14 protein-coding genes are annotated in these 15,040 nt (G+C 61.7%); 9 read left to right on the top strand and 5 right to left on the bottom strand.

Annotated features, from left to right (window positions below):
- Positions 1–3 precede the first annotated feature (3 nt).
- From DQG19_RS16955 to DQG19_RS16965, 3 genes are all read left to right on the top strand, one after another.
- The gene (locus DQG19_RS16955; protein ID WP_116127483.1) at positions 4–1,104 is read left to right on the top strand and encodes an acyltransferase family protein; all 1,101 of its coding nucleotides are present in this window, start codon (positions 4–6) and stop codon (positions 1,102–1,104) included.
- 70 nt (positions 1,105–1,174) lie between these two features.
- Complete coding sequence (locus DQG19_RS16960; protein ID WP_116127484.1) at positions 1,175–1,357, top strand: hypothetical protein; 183 nt, start codon at positions 1,175–1,177, stop codon at positions 1,355–1,357.
- A 121-nt stretch (positions 1,358–1,478) separates the two neighbouring features.
- Complete coding sequence (locus DQG19_RS16965) at positions 1,479–1,679, top strand: hypothetical protein (protein ID WP_116127485.1); 201 nt, start codon at positions 1,479–1,481, stop codon at positions 1,677–1,679.
- A 12-nt stretch (positions 1,680–1,691) separates the two neighbouring features.
- Here the strand turns inward: DQG19_RS16965 and DQG19_RS16970 are convergent, their stop codons facing one another.
- The 3 genes from DQG19_RS16970 to DQG19_RS16980 form a co-directional block, all read right to left on the bottom strand.
- A complete protein-coding gene (locus tag DQG19_RS16970) occupies positions 1,692–3,311 on the bottom strand; it encodes a VWA domain-containing protein (RefSeq protein WP_116127486.1) in 1,620 nt (539 codons plus the stop codon).
- 121 nt (positions 3,312–3,432) lie between these two features.
- Positions 3,433–4,206, bottom strand: a complete 774-nt coding sequence (locus DQG19_RS16975) for a glucosaminidase domain-containing protein (protein ID WP_157974566.1) — start codon at positions 4,204–4,206, stop codon at positions 3,433–3,435.
- A gap of 100 nt (positions 4,207–4,306) precedes the next feature.
- Entirely contained in the window at positions 4,307–4,972 is a 666-nt protein-coding gene (locus tag DQG19_RS16980; RefSeq protein WP_116127488.1) for a cyclase family protein, read from the bottom strand.
- A 194-nt stretch (positions 4,973–5,166) separates the two neighbouring features.
- On the opposite strand from DQG19_RS16980, the gene DQG19_RS16985 reads away from it, so the two are divergent.
- The 4 genes from DQG19_RS16985 to DQG19_RS17000 are packed head-to-tail and all read left to right on the top strand — an operon-like array spanning position 5,167 to position 10,328.
- Positions 5,167–5,424 (top strand): DUF4212 domain-containing protein, encoded by a 258-nt coding sequence (locus DQG19_RS16985; protein WP_116127489.1) that lies wholly within the window; start codon positions 5,167–5,169, stop codon positions 5,422–5,424.
- Positions 5,425–5,442: 18 nt separating this feature from the next.
- Positions 5,443–7,239 (top strand): sodium:solute symporter family protein, encoded by a 1,797-nt coding sequence (locus DQG19_RS16990; protein ID WP_116127490.1) that lies wholly within the window; start codon positions 5,443–5,445, stop codon positions 7,237–7,239.
- Between the two features lie 60 nt (positions 7,240–7,299).
- A complete protein-coding gene (locus tag DQG19_RS16995; protein ID WP_116127491.1) occupies positions 7,300–9,183 on the top strand; it encodes a DUF4139 domain-containing protein in 1,884 nt (627 codons plus the stop codon).
- 53 nt (positions 9,184–9,236) lie between these two features.
- Positions 9,237–10,328 carry an AAA family ATPase gene (locus tag DQG19_RS17000; RefSeq protein ID WP_232826548.1) on the top strand — a complete coding sequence of 364 codons (1,092 nt, stop codon included), beginning with the start codon at positions 9,237–9,239 and terminating at the stop codon, positions 10,326–10,328.
- A gap of 214 nt (positions 10,329–10,542) precedes the next feature.
- Here DQG19_RS17000 and DQG19_RS17005 read toward each other — a convergent pair whose 3' ends face one another.
- Both DQG19_RS17005 and DQG19_RS17010 read right to left on the bottom strand, forming a co-directional pair.
- Positions 10,543–11,853, bottom strand: coding sequence for a peptidoglycan DD-metalloendopeptidase family protein (locus DQG19_RS17005; protein WP_157974567.1), 1,311 nt, complete (start codon positions 11,851–11,853; stop codon positions 10,543–10,545).
- 88 nt (positions 11,854–11,941) lie between these two features.
- Positions 11,942–13,405 (bottom strand): tetratricopeptide repeat protein, encoded by a 1,464-nt coding sequence (locus tag DQG19_RS17010; protein WP_116127493.1) that lies wholly within the window; start codon positions 13,403–13,405, stop codon positions 11,942–11,944.
- 189 nt (positions 13,406–13,594) lie between these two features.
- Between DQG19_RS17010 and serC the strand changes: the two genes are divergently transcribed.
- Together serC and DQG19_RS20975 are read left to right on the top strand one after the other, a co-directional pair.
- Entirely contained in the window at positions 13,595–14,656 is a 1,062-nt protein-coding gene (gene serC, locus DQG19_RS17015) for a 3-phosphoserine/phosphohydroxythreonine transaminase (RefSeq protein WP_116127494.1), read from the top strand.
- 98 nt (positions 14,657–14,754) lie between these two features.
- On the top strand, positions 14,755–14,967 hold the full coding sequence (locus DQG19_RS20975) for a hypothetical protein (RefSeq protein WP_157974568.1): 213 nt from the start codon (positions 14,755–14,757) through the stop codon (positions 14,965–14,967).
- Positions 14,968–15,040: the final 73 nt, after the last annotated feature.

Genomic DNA, 15,040 nt, shown 5'->3' on the forward strand with positions numbered 1-15,040 from the left:
GCGATGACCCTGGCCAATAGCAATCGTGTTCTTTCCGTCGACCTGATGCGGGGGGTGACGATCGCCGCCATGATCCTGGTCAATAATCCGGGAACCTGGAGGGATGTTTACCCGCCCCTGCGGCACGCCGACTGGCACGGCTATACGCCGACCGACCTGGTATTCCCGTTCTTTCTCTTCATCGTCGGCTGCTCGATCGCCTTCGCCTACCGGGGCCGCACCCCGGGACCCGACACCTACCGAAAGATCGTCGTGCGGAGCCTCAAGCTGATCGCGCTGGGCATCTTTCTGGGGGCCTTTTTGCTTCACCCGCCCTTCGTCAAGCCGTGGAGCGAGATTCGCCTGCCCGGCGTCCTGCAGCGTATCGGACTTACCTTTCTGCTGGCGGCTCCGCTGGCACTTCACCTGCGAACGCGTAACCTCCTGATCGTTACCGCCGTACTATTGGTCGGTTACTGGGTCTGGATGGGCTTCATCCCCCTGCCCGACGGCACCGCACCCAGTTTTGAACGGGTAGCCAACAACTGGGCTATGTACGTCGACACGGGGTTACTGGGTACGCATACCTACAAGGCGGACTACGATCCGGAAGGGCTGCTCAGCACGCTGCCTTCCGTGGCTACCTGTCTCATCGGCGTGGTGACGGGGCGCTACTTGCTGGCGCCGGGGACCCGCAAAACCACGGGACTGCTGTCCGCCGGTGCGGGGCTGCTGCTGGTGGGCCACCTGTGGGGACTGGTCTTTCCCATCAATAAGGCACTCTGGACCAGTTCGTTCGTACTGGTCACTGCCGGATGGGCGCTGGTGGTGCTTGCGGCTACCTACTACCTGACGGACCGCCGCGGCGTTGTGTGGGGCCGAGTCTTCGTGTACGCGGGCGCTAATGCCCTGATCCTGTATTTTCTGTCGAGCTTCTTTGCCAAGGTGTTCGGGAGTATCGGGGTGGGGGATACCTCCCTGCACGGGTACCTCTATCAGACGATCTTCGTGCAAGATTTCCTGCCGCCCGAACTGTCCAGTCTCCTGTATGCCCTGGTGCTGGTCGGGCTATACCTGGGCCTTGGCGTCTTGTTGTTCAAAAAAGGCATATTCGTTAAAGTATGAGGGGGGCGTTGGTCGGCTCGAACAAGGTGTACCCGCACGGGATTATGCTTGCTATACCAATCCTCCTATAATGCGAGCATTTTCCCTTACCACTCTGGTGATCGTCGCCCTGTCGGCCGTTGCCCAGGCCCAGGACGCCCTCATCGACATCGACATTGACAAGACCGAATGGTACGAAAACCCCATTCTGTGGATCGGCGTCGCCGCCTTCTTCATTATCCTGATCGTCGTGACGCGTCGCAAGTCCGCCTGATCGACGTCAAGCTTAACCCTCGGAACGTGCCGCCGGTAGTCTCCGGTGGCACGTCCGTCGTTTACGGGGGTACGTCCCGAACCCGGGCGGGGGATTCCCTATTATGAGAGAAAACCCGCCCATGTTACGCTCTCTGCTGATCCTCCTTCTCCAGATTCCGACCTTTCTGCTGCTGGCCCAACCCGTCGGGGTCGACGAGAATCCTGATTTTACGCCTTCTCCGGCCTGGTACGATCACCCCGCGCTATGGGTAGTGCTGGCGGCCGGTCTGGTAGCGGCGCTCTTCGTGCTACGCAGCCGTACCCGCCGTCCGACCCAGTAGTTTCTGCAGGGCCTAGCGGTCCGCGATGGTTGTCAGTCCCCGCGTGAGCTCCCGGATGATGCCGCGCTGGGCGGGATCGTAGATCCAGTTGGTATCGAAGCGGGCCAGCAGTTCCGCATTCGCTTCCCGGGCGAGGGCCAGGCTGTGAAATTCCGTCCCGTTGTTTTGCTGAAAGTGAGCGACTTCCGCCAGGATCTCCCGGTCGATCTTGTACATCACGAAGTCGGAGATCATCAGCACGTCCGCGTCGCGGTAATCGTGTGACTTCAACTGGCGCAGGGCTTCGTACAGGGCCAGGGTGGCATCCGTCCCGCCGTAAAAGGACATATTTAGGAAGGCTGCCAGTTCGTCGATCGAGTTGGCGATATCGTACAGGTCCAGGGTCTTTACCCCGGTACTGAAACTGATCAGGTAGGCCCGGCGATTGCCGTGAATGGCCATCTTGAGGATACCCAACGTAAGTACTTTGGCGATTTCCTCGGGGCGGCCCATCATCGACTGGCTGGTGTCGACACAAACGATAAACGGGCCTTTCTCGCGCTGCTTGATCCGCTGGTTGACCTCCATCACCTGATCTTCGCTGCGTACCGCGTGCCGGTCCTCGTAGCGGAGGGTGAGCAGGCCGTGGTCGGCGTACTTTTTCAGGAAGGCGGTTTCGGTGTCGCGCCGGCTCAGGAGTGCCGCTTCCGAACTGAGGATGTGGTTCAGGTCCTGGCTCTCGTGGACGCCGACGATCTCCGAGCGACTTAGGGGATCGGTGACCCATTCCTGGCGGACGATCGTCTTCTCGAAGGTTTCTTCTTCCATCTCGATCTCCGCTTCCCGCAGGTTGCCGAGCAGGTCCGCCAAGCGGCGCAAGCTGTCTTCGTCGGCCAGCAGGTTGTCGTATTCCTGGAGGGTGTCGAAACTGGTGGCCTGCCATAGGTCGCGGCTCATGTCCCATCCCAGGTATTCCGTGAAGGGCGAGAGGATGGTAGTCAGTCGCCGGTACTCGGTCACCTTCTGCTCCAGTAGTTCGGTGAAGCTCTCCTTGGCGTCGTTAAAGGACCGCAACTGGTGGGCCAGGATCTTGGCCTGCAGGAGAGCGTCCCACTGGCTCAGGAGATCGGTCAGGATACGGTCGAAGGCGGCGTGGTCCGCTTCGGTCCAGCTGGTGACCTCGCGACTAAAGAACTTGTCGAGCCGGTCCTGGTAGAAACGGGTGTCGAGCTCTTCCCGCACGTAGGTAGAGCTCAGGAACTGGATGAGGTGGGGGTAGCGGGGCCGGAAGGCGCGGGCCGGCGTGACACTCCAGCCCTGCAGCAACTCCGCTTCCTGCACGTAGGGGTGGCGGGTTTCCGAGCGGGCAAAGGTCTTCTTCATCCAGTACAGGGTGTCGAGGACGATCTGCCGGGTGATGCTGGCGTTCCGTTCGCAGACGAAAAGCAGGTCGTCGATGGCAAAGATATCATCGAGGGCCCGCTGAAAATACTCCGCGTAACGATCGTTAAGGAGCTCTCCGGCATATGGCGTTCCGGAGAGTTTACTGCGCAGGTAGGCGACCAGGTAGCGGCGTGTCCGCCGGTCGAGCAGCTGCCCGAAGGCGATGAACCGCTCGAATTCCTGCTCCAGTACGTCATCCTGTGCCTCCATGCGTACTCAACCCCCGGGGCGGGTGGTAGTTGCGGTTCCGGTGTTGCCGGGTAAAAAAAGGACCGCCCTCCGGGAACCGGGGGCGGCCGAGAAAACCACTTAGAGAAAAATAGTCTTGCGGTCAGATCCGGTCGAGGCCAAAGCGCTCGATGATCTGGAGAAGCCTGGCCGGGTAGCGGGCGTCGCGGCTGTATTCCGTTTTGGCGAGGGCGGCGATCCACTGCTGGTAGTTCACGGCTTCGTCGGCCAGCTCGGGGAAACGGTCGGCAATGGACTGGCTGTGCGCGCGCCAGCTGCTCCAGGCATTATCGAAGCGGTGGCGGGGGGTAGCCACGGAGAAGTGATTGTTGTCTTCGCGGGCGTACCGGGACTCACCGGCCTCGCTCTCCAGGATAGCCATGGCCAGCTTGGCGGCGGCGGGGATGGCGAACTTCTCCTCCTCCGTCCGGGCGACCCGGGCGAAGCGGTCCACGTAGGCCCGCACGGTGACCGCGTCCAGGCGGTCGACCGACCACGCCGGCGCGGGCGCGGCGGCCGGCGACCCTCCCGGCAACATACTGAGGGCGGAGGTGTGGTCGGATACGGCCACGGCGCTGGCCGCGGCGCGCTCGTCGGTGAGGCCGACGCCCTCGGAGCCGATGGTGAAGGTGAAGTCGATCTGCTTTTGGGTAAAGACAAATACCGTGAGCCCGATCAGCCCGAGGCGGAACCAGGTGAGGTGGAGGCGCGACATCCACACCGGGGGGATGTATTCGGTCTGGCCTGCCCGGTGCCGGGCGGAGGATGCGTACTGACCGGCACGGGAACGGAGGCGACGGCCCAGCAGCCGCCAGTTGATGTTGAGAACTTTTTCTTGACCGGCGCGGCTGGCCGGGGGGGTGGAGGAGCGAGACATACCGTTTACTTTTTGCAACCGCGCCACGACGGTGACGCAGAGCAAATTTACAACATGGTGTTGTAAATAGCAAACGATAACCTACAAAAAGTTGGTTGTGCTATTCGGCTGGCCGCAACAGGATGCGGATCGGTGAGGCATCGCCACCGGCGATACGGAGGGGGAGGGCGATCATCTCGTAATCCCCTTCCTCGATCTCGCGCAGGTCGATGCCTTCCAGGATCCAAACGCCGCCGCCCATGAGCGCACGGTGCGTCTGCGGGTTGCCGGATGCGAAGGGGCCCACGGAGAGGTAATCCACACCGATCAGGCGGAGTTCCCGCTTCGCTATGAGCCGGGCCGCGGCGGGCCCGATCCCGTGGTAGGCCTTATTGAAGTCGTCCTGTAGCCAGAAGGGGTGGTCGCTATTGGGTGTACGAAGGATCAGGCGTTCCCCGGGCTCCAGGGGACGCGTACGCGCCTCGTAGGCCTCGAGGTCTTCCGGAAGTACTTCGGCCTTCGGCGTGAGGGCGGCGATGCGTACCGGTCCTATACCCACTTCGAGCGGGGCGGTGGAGATGTCCGTCCCCTGCGCCAGGAAATGGCTCGGCGCGTCCATGTGGGTACCGGAATGCAAGCTCATGTGCAGCACGGAAACCATCGCGTCGTCGCCGCAGTGGATACAGCTCAACGTCTCGAGGTCGGTAGCGGGCTGTCCGGGCCAGCCCGTCATACCTTCGAAGATGGGGTAAGTGACGTCTTTCCAGCCCTCAAACCAATTTGTCATAACGCGAATTCAACTTTAGTACGGGTAGGTAAGCACGCCCGCCAAGTAAAGTTTCGATTGTTCGGCAGATTTGGATTTGGAAGTTCCGCCAGCTGCGGCTATCTTGGGCACGAATACGGTATAAACCGTTTAAGAAACCTAGTCGATCCTGCAACTTTTCGACGGGCCATAAACACCCAATTTAAGCCTTAGAGATGGCCCCACCGGAAGAATACCGCCAGTACTGGCGCGCGAATCTACGGTACTTAGCAATACTTCTTACGATATGGTTTGCCGTCAGCTTCTGCTGCGGCATACTTTTTGCAGACGAACTCAATCGATTGCGTATTGGAGGAGCCAAGCTCGGCTTCTGGTTCGCCCAGCAGGGTAGCATCTACGTTTTCGTAGTGCTCATCTTCGTTTACGTATACCTCATGAACCGCCTAGACGAGAAATATGGGGTGGGGGAGTAATTCTGCAAGCAACCACTGATGGACGTACAAACCTGGACCTACCTCATCGTGGGCGCCACCTTCCTGCTCTACATCGGCATTGCCGTCTGGGCCCGCGCCGGCTCCACCCAGGAGTTCTACGTTGCCGGCGGCGGCGTACACCCGGTCGCTAACGGTATGGCCACGGCCGCCGACTGGATGAGCGCTGCCAGCTTCATCTCCATGGCCGGTATCATCAGCTTCGCCGGCTACGACGGGGCCGTGTATCTCATGGGCTGGACGGGCGGATACGTTCTTCTGGCGCTGTTGCTCGCCCCCTACCTGCGGAAATTCGGCAAATTCACGGTTCCGGACTTCATCGGCGACCGTTACTACTCCAACGTCGCGCGCACCGTGGCCGTCATCTGTGCCATCATCGTCAGCTTCACCTACGTGGCGGGACAAATGCGCGGCGTCGGCCTGGTGTTCTCCCGCTTCCTCGAGGTAGAGATCAACACCGGGGTGTACATCGGTACCGTGGTCGTCTTTTTCTACGCCATCATGGGCGGCATGAAGGGCATCACCTACACCCAGGTCGCTCAGTACTGCGTCCTCATCTTCGCCTACATGGTGCCGGCCATCTTCATCTCCCTGCAGATGACCGACAATATTCTCCCCCAGCTCGGCTTCATTTCGGAGGTCAACGACGGGTCCGGCCTGGCCCTTCTCGACAAGCTCGACCAGCTCCACAGCGACCTCGGATTCGCGGAATACACGGACGGCACCAAGACCACGATCGACGTTTTCGCCATCACCCTCGCCCTGATGGCGGGCACCGCGGGACTGCCGCACGTGATCGTCCGCTTCTTCACCGTGCCGCGGGTCCGCGACGCGCGCATCAGCGCCGGCTGGGCCCTGCTCTTTATCGCTATCCTGTACACCACGGCACCGGCCATCGCGGCCTTCGCTCGTACCAATCTCATCACTACGATCTCCGACCGCCCCTACACCGAGCTGCCCCCCTGGTTCAGCAAGTGGGAGGAAACCGCCCTGGTAGCCTGGGTGGACAAGAACGACGACGGCCGGCTGCAGTACCACCCCGGCCCGCCCTTCGTCGGGCCCGTGGACCAGCAGCGGGACGGCGGCGGCGCGCGGGTGCAGGGGAACTACGGACAGGCCCTTCTCAACAACGCACCGACCGACAATGCCAACGAGGTATACATCGACCGCGACATCATGGTGCTGGCCAATCCGGAGATTGCCCGGCTCCCCGCCTGGATCATCGCCCTGGTTGCCGCCGGTGGCCTGGCCGCGGCCCTTTCGACGGCAGCCGGCCTGCTGCTGGTCATCTCCACCGCCGTAAGCCGCGACCTGATGCGCAAGCAGATCAAGCCCGATATGAGCGAGGCCGAAGAGCTATGGTGGGCCCGCGGTGGCGCGGCGGCGGCGGTACTGGTGGCCGCCTACTTCGGGGTCAACCCGCCCGGTTTCGTGGCAGCAACGGTGGCCCTGGCGTTCGGACTCGCCGCGGCCAGCTTCTTCCCGGCCATCGTGCTCGGGATCTTCGACAAGCGGATGAACCGGGAAGGAGCGATCTCCGGCATGGTGGTGGGTACGGTGCTCATGTTCGGATACATGGCCGTGTACCGCCTTGGCTGGTTCGTCGATACCGTACCGCCCGAGAGCGAATGGTGGTTCGGTATCAGCCCCGAAGGCTTCGGTTCCGTAGGGATGATCGTCAATACGGTCATTGCCCTTGTGATCAGCCGACTCTCTGCTCCGCCCCCGGAAGACGTACAGGATATGGTCGAGATGATCCGCATCCCGGCCGGAGCGGGTGAGGCACACGATCACTAATTCCCGACATCGGATGTGTAATTGACGCGCACCGTGCATCCAGGGTGAAAAGATCCCCGTATGCCCGCGCTCATTACCCTTCTCCTGCTGCTTCACTGCACCTGCGCCCTCGCCCAGGAAATTTCCCTTCCCTCCCGAATCGAGCACGTGACGGTGTACCGCGAGGGAGCCGAAATCACGCGTGCCGCTGCCTTGCGTAGCGCCCCGGGTCGCCAGACGCTGGTGTTCACCGGACTTACCGAGCACCTGGTGGAAAAGAGCATCCGGGTGAGTTCCGCCAACCCGGATCTGCTCATCCTCAGCGTCCGCTACCGCCCCTTCCTGCCCACCGCCCCGGAGGCCAGCGAGGAGAGCCGGAGTCTGGAAGGGCAACTGGAGGAGCTGGCCGGCCGCGAGCGGCAACTCCGCACCCGACTCGGAATCGGGGAAGAAGAGGAAGCGGTGCTCGCGGCCAACCGCGACCTCGGCGGTACCGATACCGGCCTGGCCGCCGAGGACCTGGAGCGCGGGGTAGCCTACCACCGGCGTCGACTGACCGAGATCCGCCTGGAACGCCTGGCACTGACCGACAGCCTGCGCACCCTGGAAGAGCAGCGCCGGAGCCTGGCAGAAGCGCGTGCACTGGTGCTCGCCGATACCACCACCGCCGGCAGTGAGGTCGTCGTGGAAGTACGGGCGAACCGCGATGTGTCGGACAGCCTCCGGCTCACGTACCTCGTTGCCGCGGCCGGCTGGGATCCCGTGTACGATCTGCGCGTCAGCGAACTGGATCAGCCCCTCGACTTCAGCTACCGGGCGCTAGTACGCCAGCAATCCGGGGAAGACTGGGACCGCGTACGCCTCACGCTTTCTACCGGAAATCCGGCCCGGTCCAACCGCACCCCCGAACTGCAGACCTGGCACCTCGCGCCCTACCTCCAGCCGCCTACCTACGACCTGAGCGATCCGGGACTGGTGGTCACTGGTCTGCCGGAGGTAACCGGCCGCGTCACGGACGATAGCGGTACTGCCCTGATCGGTGCTACCGTAGCGGTGGTCGGAAGCAGCAGCGGTACCGTTACCGATCTGGACGGTAACTACACCCTAAAGCTTTCGGAAGGCGCCCGGCAATTGCGGGTTTCCTACGCGGGCTATACCGAGCGTACCGTGGACATAACCGGCGACCGTATGAATATCCAACTGTTCGAGTTGAGCTCGTCCCTTGAGGAAGTAGTAGTGGTAGGGTACGGTCGCAGCCAAAATCTTGTCGGACAACTCTCCGGTCAGGTTGCCGGCCTTGCTACGCGGTCCGCCAATGCGCCGCCGTCGGTGCCGGTCACCGTGGAGCAACGTCCGACCACCCGGACCTACACCATCGACCTGACCTACACCATCCCCGACGGGGGATCCGAACGCTCCGTCGAGGTACAACGTTTCCGGGTGCCGGCGACGTACCGGCACGTAACGGTACCGAAGGTTGACCCCCGGGTATACCTGTCGGCCACCGTGCACGACTGGGAGCGGTACGAGTTATTGAGCGGGGACGTTCAACTCATCGTAGGGGGCACCTACCTGGGGTCTTCGCGGCTGGACGTCGATCAGACGGCGGACAGCCTGGTGTTCTCCCTGGGCGTAGATCCGGACGTTGTGATCCGGCGCGAGCCCGCGGAGCGCTTCGTCGAACGGGGCGGCCTGTTCGGTAACAAGCGGGAGGTATGGCGCGGCTGGGAGCTGCGGGCACGCAATACTAAAGGTATACCGGTTGACCTGACGGTAATCGATCAGGTGCCCGTAAGCGCCGACGGTAGCGTGAGCGTGGAATCGGAGATCGACGATTCGGCAGCCTACGATCCGGAAACCGGTGAGTTGCAGTGGCGCCTGAACCTGGCCCCGGGCACCGAGTGGACGGCGGAATTCGGGTACCGGGTACGGTACAGTACCTCCGGCCCGCTGTTCCTGGAATAGGTGGAAGCAGCCCGTAGACGTACCTTGTCGATCCACAACTATCCCACAATTCCGTGAGTATCGACCGCCTCTACATTGCCGCCACCTCCCAGCACGTGGGTAAGACCACCTGTACCCTGGGCCTTATGACCGCTATCCGCCAGCGGGGCTACAAGGTCGGGTATTGTAAACCCGTCGGCCAGGAGTGGGTCGAACTTAATGACCTGCAGGTAGACAAGGACGCGTTGCTCTTCGCCCGGGGTATGGATTTCGAACTGCGGGCGGATGTGCACAGTCCTGTCATCATCGGCAGTGGGGTAACGGCCAACTACCTCGACGACCCCGCCCGCTACCACTTTCGTTCCGCCATCACCAAGGCAAGCCGGAAACTGCAGTCGCGCAACGACTTCGTGATCTACGAGGGTACCGGGCATCCCGGCGTCGGCAGCGTATGCGATGTAAGCAACGCTCAGGTGGCACAGCTGCTCGACGCCCCCGTGGTCATGATCGTCGAAGGCGGCATCGGCAGCACCATCGATAAACTGAATATGAACCTAGCCATGTTCCGGGAGCGGCGCGTACCGGTGCGGGGGGTCATCGTCAACAAGACCCTGCCCGCCAAGCTGGAAAAGGTGCGGCACTACGTCAGCAAGTACCTGGAGAAGACGGGAATCCCCCTGCTCGGCGTGTTGCCCTTCGAGAAGATCCTTTCCAACCCGATCATGTCCTCCATCCGCCACAGCCTGCAGGGGCGTACCCTCATGAATCGCGACGGGCTGAATAACCAGGTAGAGAATATTGCCAGTGGCAGCCTGCTCGCCCAAGAGGAGGTCGAGAACCTGAAAAACCTCCTGGTGATCGTGAGTCACCGCCGGCTTTACGAGGCCCTGACCGCCCTGCAGATTATCCTCGAGGACCGCAACCTGCCGGGCACCACCATCTCGGGCGTGGTGGTCACGGGTATTTCGGAGGAGTCACCCGAGCTGCCCTACACCGAATTTCTGCAGCAACACAAAATCCCGGTTGTGGCCTGTCCCCTCGATACCTACGGGGCGGCCGTCCGCATCAGCCAGATGGAGGTGAAGATCAACCTCAAAACCCCCTGGAAGATCGGCCGGGCGGTGGAGCTTATCGAGCAGCACATCAATATGGACCTGCTGCTCTAGGTAGGATTGGTGCGTTGGTAATTTAGTGTGATGACGCGGTAGGCGTCACTGCGGAAGCATACGCCGTCGTCGCATACGCTGCGCACACGCGGGCATGCGCGAAGCCGGTACTTTGACAAGCTAGCTAACGGATCACCGGCCCAGCGCAAGCCAGGCGCGGCATCAGCAATAACCAACGCAGCAATTCACCCACCCACCAACTCACTAATTCCCCCTACTTAGCCTCCAGCTCCTCAATGGGAGACCCGACGCTATTCAGCTTGGCCAGGTAATCGTCTCGGACGCGAAAGAACTCGGGCAGGTACTCCTCGGGCATGGGCTCGGCGTCCTGGAAGTCCATTTTGGTGTGGTCGACCTGTTTGCCGTTGTCCCAGAAGCGGAAGCAAACGTGGGGGCCGGTGGCCAGGCCGGTGGAACCGACGTAGCCGATGACCTCGCCCTGGCTCACGCGCTTGCCCACGACCATGCCGGGGGCCCGCTTCTGCATGTGCAGGTACTGGGTATCGAAGCGCTTGTCGTGGTGGATCTTTACGAAAATGCCGTTACCGCGGGTCCGGCCCGAACGGTTGATGACGCCGTCGGCCACGGCTACGATCGGCGTACCGTAGGGGGCGGCATAGTCGGTGCCGAGGTGCGGCTTGACGCGGCGCTGTACCGGGTGGAAGCGGCGCAGGTTGTACCGGCTGCTGATGCGGCTGTAGCGAACGGGAGCCTTCAGGAAGGTAGACTTCATGGGTTGCCCGTCGAGGCCGAAGTAGCCCGTCTGGGTGCTGTCTTCGCTCACGAAGTAGAGGGCGTAGATATCCTTGCCGCCGGTGCTGTAGCGGGCGGCCCGTACGCGGCCGAAGCCCGCTTCTTTTTCTTCCACAAATTCCTGTTCGTAGACGAGCTGGAAGGCGTCGCCCTGCTGTACGTGGTAAAAGTCGACCGACCACTGGAGGGCGTCTTCCATCTTATCGGTAAGCGCGAAACTGTGTCCGGCGCCCACCATGGCATTCCACAGGGAAGACTCCACCTTGCCGGCGGCCAGTCCCTCACGAATGACCACGGGCAGCTCCCGGTATTCGTCCAGGCCGGTGCCCTGCAGGTCGAGCCGCAGGTACCGGTACACGGTGGGGGAGTAGATGAGGAAGTCGGGGCCCTCGGTATCGGGGTCGTCCAGGATCTGGTAGGTACGGCCAGCGCGGAGGTTGCGCACGTCGAGCATTTCGTTGAAGTTGCTGGAGGCGGTGTAGGCCTGCTGGGGCGCGAGGCCTTCGCCGAGCAGGATGTCGCCTAGCGTCTGACCGAACAGGATGGTGTCCTGGTCGATGGAAAAGGTATCCAGAGCAAGTCCGTAGCGAACCGTGGGCTCGACGATCGGAAACCCTACCGGCGTCAGCACGGGCCGGCGGGAAGTATCGGCGGGGGCGGGAGCGGAGGCGACGAGGCCGGAAAGAATAAAGGTGCCGGCGGTGAGTAACAAACAGGCGGCGAAGAGGGGAGACAGGATCCGGCGGGTCCGAACATTAAGCGGTGATCTCACGTACTGATAGGTTTATATACTAAGCAGAAGGCCGAAGTCCGGCCTTCTGCAAATATATAACTTATTCGTTCCCGCGCTTAGTGCATGCCTACGGGGTTCGTACGCGGGTAGTTTCCTGGATCCAGCAACCTACGGTGTAGGTGGATCCCACCTCGATACCACGCTGAAATACGTCGGCCCGCGACGGCATATACTGGGTGTACCGTCCGATGAGCTGGTTGGCCTTGCCGGCCACGGAACCATCGACGGATTTGGCCTTCTGCCACATGTCAATGGCGGGCCATACCACCACCTGGCTGTCGAAGCCGGTGCCGGGGCCGCAAAGCGGACCGCTGCTGGCGTACAGGGTACCGATCAGCATGTAGGCTTCCCCGTTCGAGCCGTTGGCCTGAATGGCGCGGCGGGCCAGTGCGCGGGCCTGGCTGAAGTTGCGCAGGTTGCCGTAATAGACCTTGGCGGCCGTCAGGAGATAGCGGCTGCGGCGTTCGGCATCGTCGGTTTCCTCGGCGGCCTGCTCGAAGAGGCGGATGGCTTCGGTCGACTGGTTGTTTTTCAGGGCGTCGTAGGCCTGGCGCAGGGTGCTTCCGCCCGAGCTCGTTTCGGCAACAACCTGGCAGTTATCCTCGTAGGCCTTGCGGACGCGGGCAAATTCGGGCAGGTCCTGGGCGCAGTCGGCCCACTGCAGGCGGGAGAAGGCGGTGGTGATGGCGTCGCAGTCGGTGGGGTTCGCCTCAAAGTCGGGGTAGTACTCGTCCACGTAGTACTGGCAATCGTAAAACCCCTTCACGGTTTCGAAGTACTGCAGGCTGCTGGGGGCGTAGGCCTGGATGGCCTGCCACGCCTGGCAGTCGGTGCCCTGGCATTCGGCCAGTCCTTTTTCCAGGCGGGTCTTCAGGGCGGTCACTACTTCCTTGGCCTCGGCGTCGTTGATCTTTCCGGCCTCGTGCTGGTCGACAACCAGCCGCGACATGGGGTTGATGACGAAGTATTGCAGGTCTTCGGGTCCGTCCATGTCGATACTCTCCTTAAACAGGGCGTAGATCTCGTCCTCGGTCGCCGACCCCGCGTACGTATAGTAGCTATCGAAGGCCTGCATGGCGGCCATGTACCCGTCTCCGGCATAACATTCCCGGGCCTGCTCGTAGAGCATCAGGATCGTATCGCCGTACATCTGACGCTTTTCTGGATTCTCCTGGATCAGGTTGTTGTAGAAGGCCACGCCGTCGGTGTAGACGGTGGGGCGGCGGCCATCGGCGGCGGGACTTACGGCGTATACCTTGCGCCAGGTTTGCATGGCGCGATCCATCTCGTTGGCCTTTAGCGCATTACGGTAAATGACGTAATTGGTCTCTGCGTCGTCGGGGCTGGGAGCGTCGCTGAACTTGGGGCAGGGGCTGAGGGTTTCGTCCGCCTGGGCCGGCTTGGAGGCGGTGGTCGGCGTCGGGGCCGAGGGAGTGGGCGGGGTGGAGCCGCCGGCCGTCTGCGGTGAGCATCCGGTGACCACCGCAAGGGTCGCGGCGAGGACCAGGGTCTGGGTTAGAATTCGAATCATGGTAAGTGAAAAATTAATACTGCTATAAGGATGCAAACCGCCGGGATGTTGACGGACGGTAAAACCAGGGTCACGGCATCGTAAATACCGCCTCCGCACCCGCGGTCCCGCCGAAACTAATGCGGGAGTAAACAATTCTATCCAGACACTGCTAAACGGAGGTACTTTTGCCCCCGCAAACCACCCCAAATGAAAAAGATAAATTTCAGCGCCGGCCCGGCCATCCTTCCCGCCAGTGTCATCACCCAGGCCGCCGCCGCGGTAGAAAACCTGGACGGGAGCGGCCTCTCCGTCCTCGAGATCAGCCACCGTTCCGACGCCTTTGACGCCGTACTCCAGGAAGCCGAGGCCCTCATCCGCGAACTGATGAACGTAGGCGACGAGTACGGGGTACTCTTCCTCTCGGGAGGTGCCAGCACGCAGTTCTTCTACACGGCCATGAACTTGCTCAACCCGGAGGAAACTGCCGGATTTCTCGACACCGGCGCCTGGTCGGCCAAGGCGATCAAGGAAACGAAACTCTTCGGCAAGGTCGACATCATCGCCAGCAGCGAGGCGGCCAACTACAATTACATCCCCCGCGATTACTCGGTACCGGAGGGCTTGAAGTACGTCCACCTCACGAGCAACAATACCATCTTCGGTACGCAGTTCCGGGACTTTCCGGAAACGGACGCCCCCCTGGTAGCCGATATGTCCTCCGACATCTTCAGCCGGCGCATTCCGCTGGAGAAGTTCGGCATCATCTACGCCGGTGCACAGAAGAACCTCGGCCCCGCCGGCGTCACGCTGGTGATCGTACGTAAGGACCTGCTCGGTACCGTACAACGGCCCCTGCCCAGCATGCTCGACTACCGCGTGCAGATCAAGGGCGGCAGCACCTTCAACACTCCGCCGGTGTACCCCATCTACGTCATGATGCTCACCCTCCGCTGGATCAAGGAGCAGGGCGGACTCGAAGCCATGGAAAAGCACAACGAGCGCAAGGCCAAGCTCCTCTACGACGAGATCGACCGCAACCCCAGGTTCGAAGGCACCGTAGCAAACGAATACAGCCGCAGCCTGATGAACGTGACCTTCACCTGCACCGACGACGCCGATACCGATGCCTTCCTGGCGGCGGCGGAGGCCGCAGGATGCGACGGGATCACGGGACACCGCAGCGTAGGCGGGTTCCGGGCCAGCATCTACAACAGTATGCCGTACGAGGGCGTGGAAACCCTCGTCAACGTGATGAAAAACTTCAAGTAAGCCGTCGTTCGTCGATCGGTACGCCGCTTAGGTCGAATTAGGGACCAGCGCCGGGATTTTTTTGCGTAAGAAATCCCGGCGTTCCCTATATTAGCGGCGTGACGCATCCATCCAAAATCAAATTTCTTTCCGCTGTTCTGGTCCTCTTGGTGGCCAGCGCTACCTGTTCCGGCTTTTTGGTCGGCCGTACCGTCAAGTTACAGCAGGAAGGGAAATTCGAGGAAATGGCCCACGTCGGCGAGCAGATCGTCGACATCGGCAGTGCCGTAGGCCGTGGCATGGATGTAGTGCGGCGGGTCATCCTGCGCTAGTCCGTTCATGTATCCCCCGCCGGGGATTGAACCTTTATTCCCACCACTCCTTCCCTAAGCTTTCCACGCGTCG

Source organism: Lewinella sp. IMCC34183, from assembly GCF_003390915.1.
Lineage (GTDB): Bacteria > Bacteroidota > Bacteroidia > Chitinophagales > Saprospiraceae > Neolewinella.

Bases quoted from the DNA above. Each gene is read 5' to 3' on its own strand.
- DQG19_RS16955 (WP_116127483.1), top strand. From the start codon at position 4: ATGACCCTGGCCAATAGCAATCGTGTTCTTTCCGTCGACCTGATGCGG.
- DQG19_RS16960 (WP_116127484.1), top strand. From the start codon at position 1,175: ATGCGAGCATTTTCCCTTACCACTCTGGTGATCGTCGCCCTGTCGGCC.
- DQG19_RS16965 (WP_116127485.1), top strand. From the start codon at position 1,479: ATGTTACGCTCTCTGCTGATCCTCCTTCTCCAGATTCCGACCTTTCTG.
- DQG19_RS16970 (WP_116127486.1), bottom strand. From the start codon at position 3,311: ATGGAGGCACAGGATGACGTACTGGAGCAGGAATTCGAGCGGTTCATC.
- DQG19_RS16975 (WP_157974566.1), bottom strand. From the start codon at position 4,206: ATGTCTCGCTCCTCCACCCCCCCGGCCAGCCGCGCCGGTCAAGAAAAA.
- DQG19_RS16980 (WP_116127488.1), bottom strand. From the start codon at position 4,972: ATGACAAATTGGTTTGAGGGCTGGAAAGACGTCACTTACCCCATCTTC.
- DQG19_RS16985 (WP_116127489.1), top strand. From the start codon at position 5,167: ATGGCCCCACCGGAAGAATACCGCCAGTACTGGCGCGCGAATCTACGG.
- DQG19_RS16990 (WP_116127490.1), top strand. From the start codon at position 5,443: ATGGACGTACAAACCTGGACCTACCTCATCGTGGGCGCCACCTTCCTG.
- DQG19_RS16995 (WP_116127491.1), top strand. From the start codon at position 7,300: ATGCCCGCGCTCATTACCCTTCTCCTGCTGCTTCACTGCACCTGCGCC.
- DQG19_RS17010 (WP_116127493.1), bottom strand. From the start codon at position 13,405: ATGATTCGAATTCTAACCCAGACCCTGGTCCTCGCCGCGACCCTTGCG.
- serC (WP_116127494.1), top strand. From the start codon at position 13,595: ATGAAAAAGATAAATTTCAGCGCCGGCCCGGCCATCCTTCCCGCCAGT.